Annotated in this window: 18 protein-coding genes; 6 read left to right on the forward strand and 12 right to left on the reverse strand. The window is 60.8% G+C overall.

Annotation, left to right across the window (positions count from 1 at the left end; all coding sequences use genetic code 11):
- Nucleotides 1-64 precede the first annotated feature (64 nt).
- From BTN45_RS16435 to BTN45_RS16480, 10 genes are all read right to left on the reverse strand, one after another.
- Nucleotides 65-1459 (reverse strand): FGGY family carbohydrate kinase, encoded by a 1395-nt coding sequence (locus tag BTN45_RS16435; protein ID WP_184286714.1) that lies wholly within the window; start codon nt 1457-1459, stop codon nt 65-67.
- Nucleotides 1459-2721 (reverse strand): FAD/NAD(P)-binding oxidoreductase, encoded by a 1263-nt coding sequence (locus BTN45_RS16440; protein WP_207590061.1) that lies wholly within the window; start codon nt 2719-2721, stop codon nt 1459-1461. The genes BTN45_RS16435 and BTN45_RS16440 overlap by 1 nt, the downstream gene beginning before the upstream one ends.
- Nucleotides 2718-4115, reverse strand: coding sequence for an NAD(P)/FAD-dependent oxidoreductase (locus tag BTN45_RS16445; RefSeq protein ID WP_207590062.1), 1398 nt, complete (start codon nt 4113-4115; stop codon nt 2718-2720). The genes BTN45_RS16440 and BTN45_RS16445 overlap by 4 nt, the downstream gene beginning before the upstream one ends.
- Nucleotides 4116-4261: 146 nt before the next feature.
- Nucleotides 4262-5056 carry an ABC transporter permease gene (locus BTN45_RS16450; protein WP_112766208.1) on the reverse strand — a complete coding sequence of 265 codons (795 nt, stop codon included), beginning with the start codon at nt 5054-5056 and terminating at the stop codon, nt 4262-4264.
- Between the two features lie 12 nt (nt 5057-5068).
- Nucleotides 5069-5947, reverse strand: coding sequence for an ABC transporter permease (locus BTN45_RS16455; RefSeq protein ID WP_207590064.1), 879 nt, complete (start codon nt 5945-5947; stop codon nt 5069-5071).
- Entirely contained in the window at nt 5944-7017 is a 1074-nt protein-coding gene (locus tag BTN45_RS16460; protein ID WP_004445420.1) for an ABC transporter ATP-binding protein, read from the reverse strand. Before BTN45_RS16460 ends, BTN45_RS16455 begins: the two co-directional genes overlap by 4 nt.
- Nucleotides 7018-7231: 214 nt before the next feature.
- A complete protein-coding gene (locus BTN45_RS16465; protein ID WP_022562860.1) occupies nt 7232-8272 on the reverse strand; it encodes an ABC transporter substrate-binding protein in 1041 nt (346 codons plus the stop codon).
- Nucleotides 8273-8334: 62 nt separating this feature from the next.
- Nucleotides 8335-9000: a 4-hydroxy-4-methyl-2-oxoglutarate aldolase gene (locus tag BTN45_RS16470; protein WP_004445424.1), complete on the reverse strand. Its 666-nt coding sequence runs from the start codon at nt 8998-9000 to the stop codon at nt 8335-8337.
- 15 nt (nt 9001-9015) lie between these two features.
- A complete protein-coding gene (locus BTN45_RS16475; RefSeq protein ID WP_037091354.1) occupies nt 9016-9798 on the reverse strand; it encodes a carbon-nitrogen hydrolase family protein in 783 nt (260 codons plus the stop codon).
- A gap of 147 nt (nt 9799-9945) precedes the next feature.
- A complete protein-coding gene (locus BTN45_RS16480; protein WP_004445429.1) occupies nt 9946-10854 on the reverse strand; it encodes a LysR family transcriptional regulator in 909 nt (302 codons plus the stop codon).
- Nucleotides 10855-11168: 314 nt separating this feature from the next.
- Between BTN45_RS16480 and BTN45_RS16485 the strand changes: the two genes are divergently transcribed.
- From BTN45_RS16485 to BTN45_RS16500, 4 genes are all read left to right on the forward strand, one after another.
- Nucleotides 11169-12668: a helix-turn-helix transcriptional regulator gene (locus tag BTN45_RS16485; protein ID WP_207591655.1), complete on the forward strand. Its 1500-nt coding sequence runs from the start codon at nt 11169-11171 to the stop codon at nt 12666-12668.
- Nucleotides 12669-12786: 118 nt separating this feature from the next.
- Nucleotides 12787-12966 (forward strand): CsbD family protein, encoded by a 180-nt coding sequence (locus BTN45_RS16490; RefSeq protein WP_004445431.1) that lies wholly within the window; start codon nt 12787-12789, stop codon nt 12964-12966.
- A 7-nt stretch (nt 12967-12973) separates the two neighbouring features.
- Nucleotides 12974-13321: a BON domain-containing protein gene (locus tag BTN45_RS16495; protein WP_113381738.1), complete on the forward strand. Its 348-nt coding sequence runs from the start codon at nt 12974-12976 to the stop codon at nt 13319-13321.
- Nucleotides 13318-13824, forward strand: a complete 507-nt coding sequence (locus BTN45_RS16500; protein ID WP_072493123.1) for a DUF992 domain-containing protein — start codon at nt 13318-13320, stop codon at nt 13822-13824. The genes BTN45_RS16495 and BTN45_RS16500 overlap by 4 nt, the downstream gene beginning before the upstream one ends.
- A 64-nt stretch (nt 13825-13888) precedes the next feature.
- Here BTN45_RS16500 and BTN45_RS16505 read toward each other — a convergent pair whose 3' ends face one another.
- Complete coding sequence (locus tag BTN45_RS16505; protein ID WP_207590066.1) at nt 13889-15163, reverse strand: FAD-binding oxidoreductase; 1275 nt, start codon at nt 15161-15163, stop codon at nt 13889-13891.
- Nucleotides 15164-15178: 15 nt separating this feature from the next.
- The gene (locus BTN45_RS16510; protein WP_022562868.1) at nt 15179-15847 is read right to left on the reverse strand and encodes a haloacid dehalogenase type II; all 669 of its coding nucleotides are present in this window, start codon (nt 15845-15847) and stop codon (nt 15179-15181) included.
- A gap of 324 nt (nt 15848-16171) precedes the next feature.
- On the opposite strand from BTN45_RS16510, the gene BTN45_RS16515 reads away from it, so the two are divergent.
- Nucleotides 16172-17008: a GNAT family N-acetyltransferase gene (locus tag BTN45_RS16515; protein WP_064263545.1), complete on the forward strand. Its 837-nt coding sequence runs from the start codon at nt 16172-16174 to the stop codon at nt 17006-17008.
- A gap of 16 nt (nt 17009-17024) precedes the next feature.
- A complete protein-coding gene (locus BTN45_RS16520) occupies nt 17025-18398 on the forward strand; it encodes an aspartate aminotransferase family protein (protein WP_184286698.1) in 1374 nt (457 codons plus the stop codon).
- The last annotated feature ends 36 nt before the right edge of the window (nt 18399-18434 follow it).

The raw sequence follows: 18434 nt of genomic DNA on the forward strand, positions 1-18434 counted from the left end.
TGTTCAATTCCACCCACTGGTCCCTCTACGCCAAGGGAGGTGTGACAGCTGTTGCCGAGGCGCCTTACCGCCCCCAGCAGCGGGCATTGTCTATGGCGCGTGCGAACCGGGCGTGATCTTCGGCGCCGACCGATCCATCGGGCGCGAATATCTCGGTCTCGCGCCGCATGGCGGCGACATCTATGCCGCACAGTTCGGCCAGACCGAGCGCCGTCAACTCGCGCATGGCCGGCACGCAAATGGTCCGGCCGCTGGCTGCTGCCAGAAAACGGACAAAATAGCGGCTGTTCGACAGGCCGCCATCGATGGAGATCGTGTCGCCTATAGGAGCAACCGCCGATGCAGCGTCGATCAGCCGCGCCGTCAGCAGGGCAATGCCTTCCAGCACCGCGCGCACCATGTCACTCCGCTCGGTGGCGTGGTTCATACCGATGAACAGCGGCGCGGCGTGTCTGTCCCAATAAGGCGCGGCAAGGCCCGAAAACGCGGGTACGAACGCGAGACCACGGCGAATGGCCGATGGCCCCTGAAAACAATCGATTTCGGCATTTTCAGCGTAGAGGCCAATCTTTCTCGCCCATTCGACCGCCGCGCCGGCATCATAGACGCCGCCATCAATGGCGAAAACGGCAGGCGCGCCCTGCATCTGCCAGGCAATTGTTGGCAGAAGCTCTCCCGTCGATGGGCGCCCGTTACCGGCAACGGACAACAGAAACGCCCCCGTTCCGAAAGTTATCTTGCAATCGCCTGCCGTGCGGCAGCCGTGGCCATAAAGTGCGGCCTGCTGATCAACGATGGAAACGCGGATCGGCGTTCCCTCGATCGAGCCGAAGCCGCTATCGACAGGGCCAACCATGGGCAGGCAATCCATCGTCACGCCATGCAGCGCGCAGAGCTCCGGACTCCAGTCTCCGGTTGAAAGATCCAGCAGCCCCGTGCGCGACGCCGTCGCAAGGTCGGTGCGGAAACAGCCCGTCAGCCGGTCCAGAAAGAACGCGTCGGTGGTGCCCAGCCGCAAACGCCCGGCTGCCTTCGCCTCTGCCACTGCCGGATTGTGCCTGACCAGCCAGGCCAGTTTGCTGGCCGAAAAATACGGATCGAGCGGCAGCCCGCAAATCTCTTTCGAAAGATGTGTTGCCGAGGGCGGCAGGGCGGCCAGCGTTTGGGCGGTGCGGGCATCCTGCCAGACGATGACTGGCGAGAGCGCCTCACCGCTGACGGCATCCCACGCCAGACAACTTTCGCCCTGATTGGCAATGGCGATGGCGTCCACCGGCCCGGCGGCGGCGAGCACCGCGCGGATATTAACAAGCAGTTCTTCCGGATCATGCTCCACATGATTGGCGGCGGGGTAAAATTGTGCGTGACGCCGGCTGGCCACAACCTCCGCCGTGCCGCCATCGGTCACCACAAGGCACCGGGTTGACGTCGTCCCCTGGTCGATCGCCGCAACGCGCATCAACTGGTCTCCTGAAAATGAAAGGAAATCTGAGCCGCTTCAAACGCCGCAGCGGGAATGGGCACAAGCACACGGCGTTCAGGGAACCACTGGCCGGTCTTGCTCCACACTTCCTTTCCATCGAGATGAAGCGAAAGCAGGCCTCGAACACGTCTGGTGAAACGAAGCTGGAAGTCGCGAAAAGCCGGTCGTTTAAACCCGCCAGGCCGCAGCATGGCGGGGACTACCAGCTTGAGCGGATCGGCGAAGGTGACGGGCACCCCCGGCGCGCTGCAGGGTGCCCGGGCGAGATCGTTTGCCACCGCCGCGCCAACCCGACGGCCTTCGCGAAACGCCCAGCCGCCCGTTTCCACGGCCCGCAAGACATTTCCGCCGGCGAAGAAGATCGGATTGGCCATTCGCCCGTCCTGGTCGATCAACGGCCCGGCACTGCCTGCCGCCACCTCCACCGCGGATGCATCGAGAAGCGCCGCCTCCGGCGTGAACCGCCCGGTGAGCAGAACACCATCGCATTGAACTGTCAGGATACGACCATCCACCAGACGGATATCCGCCTCCTCGACCCGGCCGCGTCCGCGGATATCCGTGAGTGCGGCGCCACAATGAAAGGGCACCCCAACAACCGGCGGGAAGCATTGAAAAGGCCACCGCGCGAATGCGTAAGGTTCCGGCTCGATCATCGCCACCGGCCGGGCATGATGCGTAAGGCAGGTCAAAAGCGCAGAAAAGGAAACAAGTTCCGAACCGACGATCAGCGGCCGGCGAAATGGCATGATGCCGTGAAAGGCGACATAGGCTTGCAGCGTGCCGGTGGTGAGGACGCCCACCGGCCTGTCACCAGGCAGAAGCCGCGCGGAGCGTGGTTTTTCCCGCGCGCCCGTGGCCAGCACGATGCGCCGGGCCTTCAGTGTCTCGACGCCGTGTGCCGATGTCACCAGCAGCGTGCCATCCTGCCGCAGTTCGACCACGGAATGACCGGTGCGGATATCGATACCCGCTTCCTGCGCCTGTCGCTGCAGGCGTTGCGCATAAGCCGGGCCTAAATAGACGCGTCCGAATTCGCGCATGCCAAAAGGTGAATGCACGCAATGCCGGGTGGCGCCACCGAGAGCGGGTTCACGTTCGAGGATCATCACGCGGGGGATACCGCGCGCTTTCAGCTCCAGCGCCGCAGCCACGCCCGCCGGACCGCCGCCGACCACGATGACATCTGCATTCTCAAGGTTTTGATGCACGCGCGGAAACGGCTCCCCGGCGCTCATAGGTCCGCTCCCTCCCGGACGGAAAGCGGCGTTGCCAGACGGTCGCCGGTCATCGCGGCCAACCGCGCGTTGCAATAAAAGCCCTGACAGCGCCCCATCCCGGCGCGGGTACGCCGCCGCAGGCCTCCGAAATCGCCGGGTGGCACCGGGCTCAAAAATGTCGCCTCGATTTCCCTGCGGGTGACGAGTTCGCAATGACAGACGATTTCGCCGTGATCGGCACGCTGCCAGTCCCGCCCGCAGGTTTCGGTCAGATTGGGCATCGTCACTTCGGGGATTGAGGATGGCGGGTTAAAACGCATACCGAAACCTTCGTGAAGCCTCAGCGCATGCTGCGCCAGTCCGAGCGCGGCACTGAGGCCCGTGGAGCGAATGCCGCCGAGCGTGATCGCCCGCCGGTCTGGCCGGGTGGAAATCCGGTAGTGCTTTTTTTCAGATGCCGGGCGCAGACCGGCATAAACAGCGGTCACGGAAACGGAGGCCAGCGCGGGAACGATCTCCGCACCGCGTTCCAGCAGTCCTTCCAGCGTCGCCGTCTCGACCGTCGCGCGTTCGCGATCTTCCTGCTCTTCCGCCGTCGGACCGACAAGAACGTTGCCGAAGGCGGTCGGGCACACCACGATGCCCTTGGTGATTTCGGTCGGAACGGGCAAAACAATGCGCGGCACATGCCGACGGGCAGCTTTATCAAGCACCACGAACTGCCCCTTGCGGGGCTTGATGGTGAAGTCGGGCGGAAATCCCAGACGTGCGTCGACGATATCTCCGAACAGCCCGGCGGCATTGACGACGCTGGCGGCAAATATAGTGCCTGCCGTCGTCTCTATCTGCCACACGCCGTCGAATGCACCGGACAGGACCTCCGCGTTGCGCAGCAGCTGGGCACCCAGCGCCACCGCCTGCGTGAGATAGCCGAGCGGCGCGGACCAGGGATCGATGATATGTTCGCCCGGAACGTCAAGTGCGGCGACAAGGCGGCCGGACAGGCCCGGCATGGCTTCACGGGCCTGCTCGGCCGTGCGTAACTCAAGCCCGGCAATGCCGTTGCGCCGCCCCTGTTCGGCGATCGCCTGCAGTTTTTCCGCTTCGCCCGGGTTCCAGGCGCAGACCAGTGCGCCCGTTTCGACGATGCTGAGACCCATCCGGCCATGAATGGAGAGATATTCCGCCCGGCCTGCCTTCACCAGTTCCAGCTCCAGGCTGCCTTCCGGCGCATCGAAACCGGTATGGAGGATGGCGCTATTGGCCTTGGAAGCGCCGGAGAGGATGTCGGGACCTTTTTCGATCACCACCACCTTCGCACCGGCCAGTGCGAAACGGCGGGCGACCGCGCAACCGACGACACCGGCGCCAATGACGGCGACATCAAATTCCGTGGAGGGGGTCTCGGCCATGGGCTTACCTTTGCCTTCGTCGTTCCAAGCGAGATCAACAGGCGCGACGAGTCGCACCGATGCAGCAGCGGTGTTGATAAACGGGAATGAAATCTTCGCCTTTGCCAGTCAGGGGCAGCCGGCACCGGCCGGCGACCCCCGCGACTTTACTTCACAAAAGTCTTTGTCAGGCCCGCCGTGCGGTCAACGATGAAGACGACGGCAAGTGTGAGCACGATCAAGAGAACGGAAATGGCCGCAACAAGCGGATCCGCCTGCGTCTCCACATGCTGATACATCGCGACTGGAAGCGTGGTGATGCGCGGACCCGTGAGGAACAGCGAAATCACGGCTTCATCGAACGACACCAAAAAGGAAAGCGCCGCCGTCGCCACGACACCCGGCGCAATCATCGGCATGGTCACGCGGCGGAAAACCGTGAGCGGCGATGCGCCCAGGGTGGAGGCGGCCTCTTCGAAGATCAGCGGCAGGCCGGCAAGCGAGGTGGTAAGCACACGCAGCGCATAAGGCAGCACGATGATGAGATGCGCGATCACCAGACCGGTGAAGGTGCCGAGCAGACCGGCACCGGCAAAGACGATGAGGATCGCAAGGCCGAGAACGATTGTCGGCAGCAGCAGCGGCGCGGTGAAGAAGGCGAGAAGCGCGTCCGCGCCGATGACCCGCATGCGAACGATGGCATAGGAGGCCGGCAGCGCGATCAGCATGGACAGCACGGTGACGATGATGGCGAGAAGGGTGCTGGTGCCCAGCGCTCCCATCATCTTCGAATTATGCATGAGATCCACATACCAGCGCAGGCTCCAGCCCGAAGGCGGGAAAGCCATGTAGCTATCGCCCGAAAACGAGATCGGCACCACGAGCACCACGGGCGCCAGCAGAAAAACGAACATGATGAAGGCGACGATTTTCAGCGCCAGCGGAACGGGACGTTCTTCCATCTTTGATCTCCCCTAAAGAATGGCCCGCAGAAGCCGGGAATAAAGCACCAGAGCCGCACCGAAGATCACGAGAATGATCATCGACAACGTCGCAGCGAGCGGCCAGTTGAGCGTCACGATGGCCTGATCGTAAATTTCCGTCGCGAGAAGAAAGACACGCCCGCCGCCAAGCAGCTTGGGGGTGATGAACGAACTGACGGCGAGGACGAATGAGAGCAGGCAACCGAGCGCGACACCGGGCATGGTGAGCGGCACGATGATGCGCCAGAACACCTTCCAGGGCGATGCGCCAAGTGTTTCGGCCGCCTCCTCGACACGCGGATCGAGCCTGCCGAAACCGGCAAGCAGCGCCAGGATCATATAGGGCATCAGGATTTCGGTGAGACCGATGACAACGCCGACCTTGTTGAACAGCAGCCGCACACCGCTTTCCGCACCGAATGCGAAGAGAATATTGTTGATGAGGCCGTCATCGGCAAGGATCGCGATCCAGCCATAGGTACGCACCACGGCCGAGGTCAAAAGCGGTGAGATGACCAGCACCAGCAGCAGCGTCTTCCAGCGACCCTGCGCCCGGTGAAGATAGAGCGCGATGGGATAGGAAGCGATAAGCGTGAGGACAGTGATCAAGAGGCTGGTCAGAATGCTCTGGCCGATCAGTTCGATATAAAAACCGTCGGTCAGCGCCGATGTCCAGTTGTCGAGTGTGTGGGCTTCGCCAAGGCCGCCGCCGCCGAGGCTTTCGCGGAAGGAAAGCAGGAGCAGGTTGAAGACCGGCATCACAAAGGCAAGGCCGTTGACCGCGATGATCGGCCCGAGAAGAAGCGTTGCGAGAAACACCATGGAGGATGTACGGCTGCCGGGAGCCGTGATCATGACCGCCGCTGTCATTGATTTGCTCCGAAGACCAGCGTGTCCTCCACGCGCCAGACGAGGCTTACCGCGCTGCCCGCCGCCACCGGCGTTTCGCCGCCTGATGTGGCACGCTCTACGGACAGCGTCTGGCCGCCCGCGGCGATCTCGTAATGGAGGATGTCACCGGCATAATAGACATCGCGGACTTCACCGGCGATACGATTGACCGGCGCTCCCTCGAAATCGGGCGCGACGTCACCGGCCACCGTCATGGCCATGCGATGCGGCCGGACCATAAGGTCGATCTTGCCATTGTGCGAACCGGGCGCCCGCAATACCGCATCACCGACCGTGATGTGATCGCCGACCGCGTTTCCGACCAGGCGGTTGGTGCGGCCGACGAAAGAGGCGACGAATGCCGTCGCCGGGCGCTCGTAGAGGTCGTGCGGCGTGCCGAGCTGTTCCAGACGCCCGCCATTGAGGACGGCGACCTTGTCGCACATGCTGAGCGCCTCCACTTGATCATGGGTGACGAAGATTGAAGTGATGCCGAGCTGTTTCTGGATACGGCGGATTTCAGAGCGCATCTCGTCGCGCAGCTTGGCGTCGAGATTGGAAAGAGGCTCGTCGAACAGGAGAATGGAGGGCTGGATGACGAGAGCACGTGCCAGTGCGACACGCTGCTGCTGGCCGCCGGAAAGCTGGGCCGGTCGGCGGTCCTCGCGCCCTTCCAGACGAACCATGGCGATTGCCTCACGGGCACGCCGTTCCGCTTCCGCAGCCGGCACCTTGCGCATTTCAAGACCGAACATGACGTTCTTGAGAACCGTCATATGCGGGAACAGCGCATAGCTCTGAAAGACAAGGCCAATATCGCGCTTATAGGGCGCTAGCCGGGTTACGTCCTTGCCATCGATCAGGATCGAGCCCGACGTCACCGGGGCAAGCCCGGCAATCATGCGCAGCGACGTCGACTTGCCGCAGCCGGACGGACCGAGAAAGGCGACCAGTTCGCCCTTGGGTATCTCGAGATTGAGATTATCCACGGCGACCATGGTTTCATAGCGCTTGGTCAGCGAACGAATTGAGAGAAATCCTGGCTGCATGATGTCTGAAGTTCCCATTCTGGCTTTTTGCCTTTCTCCAGAGCATGTCAGACACTTGGCGTCTTGAACATGTCCTGTCCCTTGCGCGCCGACCCACCTCGCCACCGATCCGAGCGTCGGTGGGGAAGATGAGCCGAGAGGTTTGGTATGCTGCTTCCGCAGCCGACAAGGGGTGCGGAAGTCTTGCCATTTCTCACGCCAGGCGCGAAAAGCCTCAGCGGCTGAGCGGAATGACCTTGCGACGCCAGTCCTGCGTGATCTGGTCACGAACCTTCGAGAGGCCGATCCAGTCAACCGGAATGACCTTGTCCATCGCCTTGACGACCGTGCGATCGCTGACATCGGCAGCCACCGTGGCCTTGGCATTGGTCGGCGCATAATACATGGCGGCGGTGAAGGCGGCCTGGGCTTCCGGGCTCAATGCATAATCGACGAACTTGCGGGCCGCCTCGGACGAAGGGCCTCCTTTGACAAGGTTGAGCGTATTGATCTGGAGGATCGTACCTTCCTTCGGAAGAACGACCTTCATCTTGCCCTTGGAACCATCGGCATTCACCTGGCTGCGGGCGTTCCAGCCCACGCCCAGCGATACCTGGCCATTGACGACATTCGGATAGACTTCCGGTTTCGGTTCCCAGGTCTGGACGTTCGGCGCGACTTCGGCCATCGCATTGATGCCGGCGTCGATATTCTTGATGAAGTCTTTGCCGCCATTCATGTGATCCATGATGATCGTCGTGCCGATACCGACGATGTCAGGGGCGCTCAGCATGGCGACCTTGCCCTTGAAGGCGCTGTCTTTCAGGGCATTCCAGCTGTCCGGGGCGGTCTTGACCGCATCGGTATTGTAGATGAGAACCAGGTTGTCGAAAGTCACGCCAACACCGGCCACACCTTCGAAGCGCGCGTTCGGATAAAGGTCGGCGACATTCTTCGTCACGCTTTCATCGATCTTGTCGAACAGGCCTTCATCCGTGCCGGTTTTGGCAACAGAGACATCCATCAGCGCGATATCGGATTGCGGTGCAGCTTTCTGGGCGCGCAGCGAGCCGAGCATGGCGGCAGAACCCTGCTGCGGGAAATATTCGACCTTGATGTCAGGGTTGGCGGCCATGAAAGGCTCGATGACGGCCTTCGTGTAACGCTCCTGGAAAAGGCCGCTATAGCCGAGGAACGTCACGGTCTGCTGGGCCTGCGCCGGCAGGGCAGCCGCACCGAGCATGAGAATCCCACTCAGAAGTATCGTTTTCTTCATTGTCCTGTTCTCCTCTATTGTTATTGGGAGTGGCGAACGGATCCGCCACCCGTAAGCCTGTGTCAGGCGCTGAGCTTGGCCTGGACGAATTTATTGGCGCCCGAAATATCCGGCAGCTTCTCGCCGTTGCGCAGGCGCTCCAGAAGCACGATCTCGGCTTCCTGCATGCCGATGGCGCGCTCCGCCATGGCGCGAGCCTGGCTCGGATGAAGGGCGACCACGCCGCTCTCATCGCACAGGATCGCATCACCCGGATTGATCACCTGGCCGCCAACGCTGATTGGAATATTGATCGCGCCTTCCAGACCGAGGATCTTCGTGGTGATCGGCGACGGACCGCGGCACCACATGGGCATGTCCACCTTCGTGAACTCCGAGAAATCGGTCGCCGGACCATCGACGACACCGGCTTTGACACCGGCCATCTTCATGGTGTTGGTGATGACGCCGCCCCAGCAGGCGTGGCGAGTATCACCGCAACGGTCGATGAGAACGATATCGCCCGGACGCACGAGTTGCGTCAGGTAGTGCAGCATGGTCGAATCCGCATTCGGGATGCGAAGCGTGACGGCGGTGCCCGCCACGCGCTTGCCCGGAAGGACCGCCCGGATTTCAGGATCGACGAAACCGGAATGGAGCACATGGCCAATCGTGGCGACTTCGACCTTTTCAAGAAGTTCGATGACGTCGGGGCCGATCTGTTCCGGCATGGGGTTGACGATAAACATTGGGTCTTTCTCCGATCAGAGAACGTGGTGGTTCGCCACCGGCACGTTGGCGCGCACCTTGGCCGAATAGTCGAAGTCGAGAGCGGCGCCGGCTGTCCCGACAGTGTCGGAGCATTGCGCGACGATGTGACCCCACGGATCGATGACCATGGAATGTCCCCAGCAGGCTTTCTTTCCACCCGCATGGGTGCCGATCTGTCCCACGGCGAGGAAATAGGTCTGCGTCTCGACGGCGCGGGCGCGGGCCAGCACTTCCCAATGGTCCTTCCCCGTCATCAGCGTGAATGCAGCCGGCAGAACGATGACATCCGCGCCCTTGTCCCGCAGCGCACGGAACAGTTCCGGGAAGCGGATATCGTAGCAGATGCCGCAACCGACCGTCTTGTCGCCAACCTTATAGGTTACGACCTCTTCGCCGCGGGCGACGGAATCGGATTCGCGGTAGCTGATGCCGTTCGGCGTATCGACGTCGAACAGGTGAATCTTGCGATAACGGGCGATCTGCTTGCCATCAGGGCCGAAAACGAGGGTCGAGTTATAGAAGCGGTTGCCTTCCTTCTCGACGATGGAGCCGGCATGGAGCGTTATGGCATGCTTCTTCGCGAGCCCGGAAAGCAGCGTATAGATTTCGCCGCCCGGAAATTCCTCGCCGCTTTCATGCATCTCCTGAGGATTATCTCCAAGAAATGCAAAGTATTCAGGAAGAACAACAAGGTCAGGATTGTCCGCCTTGACTGCCTTCTCAATCAAATCGGCAGCAACCTTCAGGTTCTCTGCCTTGTCATTCTGGGTATTCATTTGAACAAGTGAGACTTTCACGTTGCTCTCCTCTCATGTTGCGAGGAGAATTAAGAACGGGAACTGTTTTCGTGACAAACGGAAAAACTCTATCGAAACCCATAAGATAAGCTTATAGATTAATCATCTTGCAATGCAGCATAAAAATTAAGCTGCGGCGGTCATCCATTGAATCGTGGTTTCACTGACGATCTCCGTCGCCATGTCGGCGATCGCGCGGGCGAGCGCATTATCGCCTCGCTCCTGGTAAACCGTGTGAAAGGTCAGGGGCGGCACCGATGGCGTGATGTCGAGAATACGCGCTTCCCCAGATTTGATGATGCCGTCCACCAAGACACGCGGCAGCGCACCGACGCCGACGGCCGTGGCCACGAGGCGTGTCATGATCGACAGCGAATTCGAATTATAAATGCGGCTGTCGGACAGGCCGTGCGAATCCAGAAGTGCCCGCAACGCCTGGTGCGGCTGCGAGCCGGTGGAGAAGGTAAGCAACGGAAAATGCGCGATATCTTCAAGCGTCACGCCGGTTTCCGGCAGCGGCAGTTCGACCGCGCCCACCCAGCAGGATTCGAAGGTGCAAAGCGGTGAGTTATAGATGTCAGCAGCCATGATCGGCCCCATGATGAAGCCGACATCCACCTCGCCGTTCTGGATACGCTGGGAGAGTTTCAGGCTGGTATCGATTGTCAGATCCAGACTGACGCCGGGATATTGCTCGTTCATGCGGCGGATGAGAAGCGGCAGCCAGGCATACACGATCGTATCGGCAGCACCGATCCGCACAGTCCCCCTCAGCGCTTCCCGATTGCTGACGATTTGCCGGAATTCGCCGGTGAGGTTGACGATCTTTTCGGCATGTTGCAGCGCCAGACGACCGGCGGGCGTCAGGTTGACGCAGCGCACATCACGCGTGAACAGCACGACGCCAAGCTCCCGCTCCAGCGCGGCGATGCGGTTTGAAACAGATGCCTGGGTCGTATGCAAGCGTTCCGCGGCTGCCGAAAAGCTGCTCAATCGGGCAGCCCAGAGAAAGGTTTCGAGGAATCGGGTATTCATGGCTCAATCTTCTCGGATGGCTGCGCGATCCAGCTTCAAGTCTCTGGCGTCGTCTCGCCCTTGGCATCTGTGGTTCAAGAGGCAGTATGTCCGATGCGCGCGCCCATAAGCAAGTGATCACCGCCGCGTTTGCAGGGGGCGAAAATGAACCTTGAGGTGACGGGATGACGGACAGCCAACAAATCCGCACCATCCGATTCGGGCGCGCTTATCGCGGTCAAGCGGCGCGTTATCGTGTCGTCTATCCGTGCCTTGCAACACTTGGCGGAACTTGGCGTTATAAAGGCATAAAGTTTCTAGATGCCAGGGGCGACATGGACGACAGCGTGACCATTCCCAAGATCAACCGGCTCGTATTGCAAAATCTCGTAACCGGGCTGAGCGACGGGCTGATCCTTCTCGAAAACGACGGAACAATCGCCTGGGCCAACAGGGCGGCGCTTGTGATGCACCGCATAGAATCGGTATCCGAATTCGGCAACGATACCGAAAGCTACCGGCGGAATTTCACGCTTCGGTATCGCAATAATCACCTTCTAGACGCAGGGCAGTATCCGCTTGAGCGGCTTCTTGCCGGCGAGACCTTTGAAGACGTCACGGTGGAAATATCGCCGAGTGACGATGAAACCGAATGCTGGGTGCACACCGTGCGTGGCCTTATCCTGGAAGATGCCGGCGCGAAACCGGATGTGCTGGTGCTGATCATTCGTGACGAGACGCCGCGCTACGAAGCGGAGGCACGTTTCGAGAGTGCTTTTAACGCAAATCCCGCACCTGGTCTCATCTGCAGGCTTGAAGACCAGCGCTTCATTCGCGTCAACCAGGGCTTTCTGGAAATGACCGGCTTCAGCCGGGAGGATATTATCGGCATCAGCGTCGAGGAACTCGGCCTGTTTTCCGAATGCGATACCGGCGAGGATGCGCTGAAACGCCTGCATGAAGGACGTGTCATACGCCAGCGTGAGGCGCTCATCCCCATTCCCGGCGGCGACCGGCTGGTGATCGTGGCGGGAGAAACCATCGCCGTTGCCGAAGAGCCGTGCATGCTTTTTACCTTCGCCGATCTCGACGGCCGCCGGAAAGCACAAAATGCACTTCGCCAGAGCGAGGAGCGCTTTTTCAAATCCTTCCGACTCTCGCCCGCACCGGCTGCGATTTCGAGGCTTGAAGATTTCGTGCTGACAGAAGTCAACGATGCATTTCTGACGCTGTGCGGACGCAAGGAAGCCGAGGTGGTGGGCAAGACGGCGAGCGAACTGAAATTGTGGGACGATGTGGCAGCACGGCGCGATGTCGAAAAGCGGCTGAAGGACAATATCCCGATCCGCAACGAAAACCTGCGCATGAACCTTGCCGATGGCAGCGCGGCCGAATGTATCGTTTCTGCAGAACGCGCCGAGATCAATGACCAGCTCTGTGTCATCTGGGCGATACAGGATGTGACGGAACGACGCCGCTCCGAGAACGAACTGATCGAGGCGATCGAGAGCGTCATGGCCGATACATCATGGTTCAGTCGCACTGTGGTGGAACGGCTGGCAGGACTCAGGCAGAATTCCCGCGGGGCGTCATCCTCCGCTTCGCTCAAGGATCTCACAGAGCGTGAAGAGCAGATATTGTCTCTGATCTGCGACGGATGCAGCGATAAGGAAATGAGCGACCGGTTGAACCTGTCCAGACATACCATCCGCAATCATATTGCGTCGCTATACGGCAAGATCGGCGTCAACCGCCGCACGGCGGCGGTCATCTGGGCTAGGGAGCGCGGTTTTGCCGGCCGCCGGGAAAAACAACATTCGCCACCCGCAAAATAGGTCAATTTGTACCAGTTGAACTAGTAGCTAATGCTCTGCAAGGAGCACTGTTCCAGGGCTACCTTTCCATCATGCCGTTACCAACCGCGGCACGCTCAAACGATGGAAGGAGTTCGTCATGGACAATAACCGTATCGAAGGTATCGCCCGTCAGGCAAAGGGCACGATCAAGGAAGCAGCCGGCAAGATCACCGGCAATGACAAGCTTCAGGCTGAAGGCAAGGCCGAAAAACTGGCCGGCCAGGCGCAGGAAAAGCTGGGCCAGACGAAGGATACCGTCAAAAAAGCATTCAAGTGAACCGTCCATGTTCAAGGCAGGAGGTTTCACCATGATGCTTGCGTGCGAAGCAAACCCGGCGGCAAGCTGCCTTCCGCAGGAGGTCAGCCTCTGCGCCGCCTTGCAGGCCGTAATCGCCTATGCTGACGGACAGGAGAAAAGCTCAATCTCCGTCACGTCGGTCGAGGGCCGTATTGTGCTCTCGGGCGAGGTTGAAACGCTCTCTGCCTTCGAACGTGCGGTGATCATCGCGGAATGTTTCGCATCGCGGCCGATCATTGCGGATCTCGCGATCCGGCAGCCGCCCTATACCTATCTGGATGCCTCTTCCCCACGCATCCGCCTCGTGAATGATAACAGGAGTGACAGACAATGAAAAAACTCGTTCTCGCAACTGCAATTGCAACGCTGGCCATTGCCCCACTCGCTTCCGCCGAGACGAAGCACAACGGCAAGCGCGCTACGGAAACCGCGCAGAAGGAGCGTGTCGGCACGCTGTCGTGTGAAATCGCCGGCGGCGTCGGCCTCGTCGTCGGATCCAGCAAGGCGGTGAACTGCGAATTCCGCCAGCGCTCAGGAAAGACTGAGCGCTACACGGGAAAGATCGGCAAGCTCGGTCTCGACATCGGCGTGACCGGCAAGACCTATATGAGCTGGATCGTGCTGAACACGGCGGCAAGCCGTGTGGGTGACGGCGCGCTGAGCGGTGATTATGTCGGCGCTTCCGCAGGAGCGTCGGTCGGGGTCGGTCTCGGCGCCAATGCGCTGATCGGCGGCAATGCCAAGAACTTTGCCCTGCAGCCGATCAGCGCCGAAGTGGGAACCGGCGTGAATGTTGCAGCGGGTGTATCCCACCTTCAACTGAAGCGCGCGGGTTGACCGTTCATCCGGGGCATCCGAGGAGAGGCCGCGCCTGGCTGGCGCGGCCACAAATTGCGGCCGGCTACTGTATCTTGTCCAGCATCTTGTAATATAAACCCACAAGCGGCAGGAACCAGGGCTTGCCGAAATGACCTGGCACCGCCGGCCACTCAAGCCCCTTTAGCGGGTTGTTGTCCGGCCGCCCCAGAATGGCGTCCGCAACCACCATACCGAGATGTGTGGAAAGCTGCGCCCCGTGACCGGAATAGCCCATGGCATACCAGACGCCATCGTGATAGCCGGCCCGCGGATAGCGGTCCTTGGTCATGTCCACCAGTCCGCCCCAGCAATAGTCTATCGGCACATGCGAAAGCTGGGGAAAAATGCGATGGAGGCTTTCCGTCAGGATCGCTCCGCTCTTGGCGTCAGAACGCTGGTCCGACGTGGCGGAGAAGCGCGCACGGCCGCCAAAGATCAGCCGGTTATCCGGAGCCAGCCGGAAGTAGTTGCCGATGTTCATGGAGTTGACATAGGTGCGGTTGCCCGGAACCGACGCCTTCACTTCTGCATCCGTCAGCGGCCGCGTTGCGATGATGAAACTGCCGACGGCGATGATGCGCCGGCGAAAATAACCGAAACCAGAGGGCGTGTAAGCGCCAGTCGCAATGAGAACATTGTCCGCGGTCACCTTGCCGCGCGCAGTTTCAAGTTCGTGAAGCCCGCCGTTCTGGATGTGTTTCGTCACCGACGCATTTTCGAAGATCACCGCGCCATGACGGCTGGCAGCTTCGGCGAGCCCTGCCACATAACGGCCCATATGCATCATGGCGCTCTTCTTCGAGAGCATGGCGCCATGAAAGGGCGATCCTATTTCCGCCGTAAGATCGGCGGCGGACAGAAGCTCCGTATCGGGATCGACCTCGGCGTGGACAGCGTCGAAATTCCTCGCCAGCCCTTCGAAATGCTGCGGCTTCGAGGCCATTTTCAGTTTGCCCGCCCGGCGGAAATTACAGTCGATACCTTCCTCGGCGATCAGGCTCTCCAGCGTGTCGATTGACGCGTCCAGCGCTTTGTAGAGCGCAATGGCCCGTTCCTTGCCAAGCTCCGCCTTGGCGGAAACATAGGAATGGGCAAGGCCGTTATTGAGGTGCCCGCCATTGCGGCCGGAAGCGCCCCAGCCGACCCGCTGCCCTTCCAGAACAACGACGCGCGCGCCCGCTTTTGCGAGCTGGCGCGCGGCACCAAGACCGGTAAAGCCGCCGCCGATGACGGCCACATCATAGTGACCCTCTACAGGACCTTCCGCCGCCCCCGCGAAAGAGGGGGCAGTATCGTGCCAGTAGGAGACGAGCTTCATGGCCTGGTCCTTTCCTTACAGTCCGACAACACCCGCGAGACCGGAAATATCGGCGATCTCGACATAACCATAATAAGGGTTTGCCGGTTCGTGGCCGCGATTGACCCAGACCTTGTTCTTGATGCCGAGATCATGGGCCGACATCAGGTCGTAACGGAATGAGGACGAGACGTGGAGAATGTCTTCCGGACCACAGCCGAGCATGTCGAACAAATATTCGAAAGCCTTGAAATGCGGTTTGTAGGCCTGCGCCTGCTCGGCCGTATAGACGGCATGGAACGGCGCACCGAGCTTTGCGACATTCGACATGATCTGCGAATCCATGGCGTTGGACAGGATGACGAGCGGAATTTCGTTGGCGACCTTCGCCAGACCAGCGGGGACATCCGCGTGCGGACCCCAGGTCGGAACGCGCTCATAGGTCATGATGGCATCCTCGTCCTTGAAGGATACGCCGTTGCGCTTGCATGTCCGTGACAGCGCGTTGTGAACGACTTCAGCGTAAGGCTTCCAGTCATGCATGACCTCGTCCAGACGATAAGCGGAGAAATTCTTGATGAATTCCTGCATCTGCGCTTCATCCAGGCGGTCGCCGTAAAGATCGCGGGCGGCCTCGGCCATCTGAAAGTTAATCAACGTACCGTAGCAATCGAAAGTGATGTATTTCGGGCGGAAGATGGTCATGTCGTCGTCATCCTTGATTGGGGATCGAGTGTGGCCGGAATAATGAGATCATAGAAAGCCTTTGTCCCGTCGGCGCACCGCAATTGCCCGTCGCGAAAGCAGATTGTTGCGTATGTAGCTGCCAGTTTGGCAGAGAGTTGCGCGCGGAGAAACCCGGATGCCCTCGCCCGGCCCGGTTTGCCGCCAGGCGCGCACGACAGGCGGCATAAGATGCGGCAACGGATAAAAGCAACAGCGAAACATATCGAACCTTCCCATTTGTCGGGACAATCTTCTTCAAACCTCAGTCTATCAATGAACCAGCAGAGCAAACGGAGTTTCGGCATGCACGCCAGCCCCATCGACATCCAGTCCTTTCAACCTGACCATCTTGACGCCGCCGTCGAACTCTCGCGCCAGGCCGGTTGGCCGCATCGCAAGGAAGACTGGGCGCTTGTCCTTTCAATCAGCAATGGCTTCGTCGCGCTCGAAAACGGCCGTGTCGTCGGAACCGCAATGGCGACGTTGCTGGGAGATGGCTGCGCCACCGTCAATATGGTGATCGTGGATGAGGCAATGCGCGGGCGCGGTCTTGGCCGCCGTCTGATGGATGCGGCGATCGGCGCCACCGAAAAGCGCGAATGCCGCCTGGTCGCCACGGCCGATGGCCTTCCCCTCTATGAAAAAATGGGCTTCGTCGCCTCGGGGGAAGTGCTCCAGCATCAGGGTGTTCCTGTTCCTGGCGAAAAGCCGGCGGGTGTCGCCTGGCTCGAGACCGTCGTTCCAGGGGAGCTTGCGGTGCTCGATGCGCAGGCGTTCGGCGCGGACCGCACCCCGCTCTTTGCAGCGCTTGTCGCGAGAGCGCGTTTTGCCGAAGTCCGGCAGGAGGGCGTCCTCAAGGGCTTTGCAGCCCTGCGCGCCTTCGGGCGCGGTGAGGTAATAGGCCCGGTCGTGGCAGAAAATGCTGAAACTGCAAAGGCCCTCATCGCTTTCGTCATTGCCGAGCGCCCCGGCATGTTCCTGCGGGTGGACACCACCGCCGATACGGGTCTCGCCCCATGGCTCGTCGAAAATGGTCTTGCCCATGTCGGCGGCGGCATCGCCATGCGCCGACCGAAGACCGATATCGCCCCCGGCAGAAAATTCAGAACATTTGCATTGACCAGCCAGGCACTCGGCTGAATCCGGAGAGAGACCCATGTTAAGCAATTCCCTGATCGAACTGGACCGCGCCCATCTGGTGCACCCCGTCTCCTCCTTCCGCGGCCATGAGAAGCTGGGCGTGCGGGTGCTGAAATCGGCAAGCGGCGCCACCGTCACCGACATCACCGGCCACCAGCTCATCGATGGCTTTGCCGGTCTGTGGTGCGTGAATGCCGGTTATGGTCATGACAGCATCGTTGAGGCCGCGGCCAGACAGATGCGGGAATTGCCCTATGCCACCGCCTATTTCGACATTGGCAGCGAGCCGGCCATCCGGCTTGCGTCGGAACTCGCCGACCGAGCGCCCGGCGACCTGAACCATGTCTATTTCACGCTTGGCGGCTCCGATGCCGTGGACAGCACCATCCGTTTCATCCGCTATTACTGGCACGCCAGGGGTGAGCCGCAGCGTGACCAGTTCATCTCCATCGAACAGGGTTATCACGGCTCCACCACCGCCGGTTCGGGCCTCACCGCCCTGCCCGCGTTCCATGCTGGTTTCGGCGTGCCTTACGACTGGCAGCACAAAATCCCGTCGCATTACGCCTATCGCAACCCGGCCGGAAGCGATCCCGCCGCCATCATCGCCTCCTCCCTGCAAATTCTGAAGGACAAGATCGAGACGATCGGTCCGGAGCGCGTCGCCGCCTTTTATGCGGAGCCCATTCAGGGTTCCGGCGGGGTGCTCGTGCCGCCACCCGGCTGGATCAAGGCCATGCGGGACCTCTGCAAGTCATACGGCATCCTTTTCGTCGCCGACGAAGTCATCACCGGCTTCGGGCGTACCGGCCCGCTTTTTGCCTGCGCCGACGAAGATATCGTGCCCGACTTCATCACCGCGGCGAAGGGCCTCACGTCCGGCTACGTGCCGATGGGCGCGGTATTCATGGCCGACCATGTCTACGACACGATTGCCGATTTCGCAGGCGAAGCGGCGGTCGGCCATGGCTATACCTATTCCGCTCATCCGGTCAGCGCAGCCGTGGGTCTGGAAGTGCTGAAGCTTTACGAAGGCGGCCTTCTGGAGAATGGCCGCCGCGCCGGCGCGCGCCTCATGGCGGGGCTGGAAGGACTGAGAAGCCATCCGCTGGTCGGCGATGTGCGCGGCCGCGGCATGCTTGCCGCCGTCGAGCTTGTGACCGACAAGGAGAAGAAAACCCCGCTTCCGGCAGCGGCCATACCGGCCCGCAGGGTTTTTGACCGCGCCTGGGAGAACGGCCTCATCGTACGCGCCTTCGCGAACGGCATCCTCGGCTACGCGCCGCCGCTCTGCTGTACGGATGGCGAGATCGATGCGATAATCGAACGGACGCTTAAAACCCTCGATCAGACGTTAGAGGACCCGACCGTGCGGGCGGCAATGGCCTGAAGCGGCGACCGGCTCTTTCCCGGCACCTTCGCGAAA

It is taken from the genome of Rhizobium sp. ZX09 (assembly GCF_017357485.1).
GTDB lineage: Bacteria > Pseudomonadota > Alphaproteobacteria > Rhizobiales > Rhizobiaceae > Agrobacterium > Agrobacterium pusense.

What these genes read in the sequence shown, in the direction of transcription:
- BTN45_RS16460 (WP_004445420.1), bottom strand. Translation starts at nt 7,017, where the DNA reads ATGCAGCCAGGATTTCTCTCAATTCGTTCGCTGACCAAGCGCTATGAA.
- BTN45_RS16450 (WP_112766208.1), bottom strand. Translation starts at nt 5,056, where the DNA reads ATGGAAGAACGTCCCGTTCCGCTGGCGCTGAAAATCGTCGCCTTCATC.
- BTN45_RS16515 (WP_064263545.1), top strand. Translation starts at nt 16,172, where the DNA reads ATGCACGCCAGCCCCATCGACATCCAGTCCTTTCAACCTGACCATCTT.
- BTN45_RS16435 (WP_184286714.1), bottom strand. Translation starts at nt 1,459, where the DNA reads ATGCGCGTTGCGGCGATCGACCAGGGGACGACGTCAACCCGGTGCCTT.
- BTN45_RS16510 (WP_022562868.1), bottom strand. Translation starts at nt 15,847, where the DNA reads ATGACCATCTTCCGCCCGAAATACATCACTTTCGATTGCTACGGTACG.
- BTN45_RS16475 (WP_037091354.1), bottom strand. Translation starts at nt 9,798, where the DNA reads ATGAATACCCAGAATGACAAGGCAGAGAACCTGAAGGTTGCTGCCGAT.
- BTN45_RS16485 (WP_207591655.1), top strand. Translation starts at nt 11,169, where the DNA reads ATGGACGACAGCGTGACCATTCCCAAGATCAACCGGCTCGTATTGCAA.
- BTN45_RS16480 (WP_004445429.1), bottom strand. Translation starts at nt 10,854, where the DNA reads ATGAATACCCGATTCCTCGAAACCTTTCTCTGGGCTGCCCGATTGAGC.
- BTN45_RS16520 (WP_184286698.1), top strand. Translation starts at nt 17,025, where the DNA reads ATGTTAAGCAATTCCCTGATCGAACTGGACCGCGCCCATCTGGTGCAC.
- BTN45_RS16440 (WP_207590061.1), bottom strand. Translation starts at nt 2,721, where the DNA reads ATGAGCGCCGGGGAGCCGTTTCCGCGCGTGCATCAAAACCTTGAGAAT.
- BTN45_RS16470 (WP_004445424.1), bottom strand. Translation starts at nt 9,000, where the DNA reads ATGTTTATCGTCAACCCCATGCCGGAACAGATCGGCCCCGACGTCATC.
- BTN45_RS16465 (WP_022562860.1), bottom strand. Translation starts at nt 8,272, where the DNA reads ATGAAGAAAACGATACTTCTGAGTGGGATTCTCATGCTCGGTGCGGCT.
- BTN45_RS16490 (WP_004445431.1), top strand. Translation starts at nt 12,787, where the DNA reads ATGGACAATAACCGTATCGAAGGTATCGCCCGTCAGGCAAAGGGCACG.
- BTN45_RS16455 (WP_207590064.1), bottom strand. Translation starts at nt 5,947, where the DNA reads ATGACAGCGGCGGTCATGATCACGGCTCCCGGCAGCCGTACATCCTCC.
- BTN45_RS16505 (WP_207590066.1), bottom strand. Translation starts at nt 15,163, where the DNA reads ATGAAGCTCGTCTCCTACTGGCACGATACTGCCCCCTCTTTCGCGGGG.
- BTN45_RS16445 (WP_207590062.1), bottom strand. Translation starts at nt 4,115, where the DNA reads ATGGCCGAGACCCCCTCCACGGAATTTGATGTCGCCGTCATTGGCGCC.
- BTN45_RS16500 (WP_072493123.1), top strand. Translation starts at nt 13,318, where the DNA reads ATGAAAAAACTCGTTCTCGCAACTGCAATTGCAACGCTGGCCATTGCC.
- BTN45_RS16495 (WP_113381738.1), top strand. Translation starts at nt 12,974, where the DNA reads ATGTTCAAGGCAGGAGGTTTCACCATGATGCTTGCGTGCGAAGCAAAC.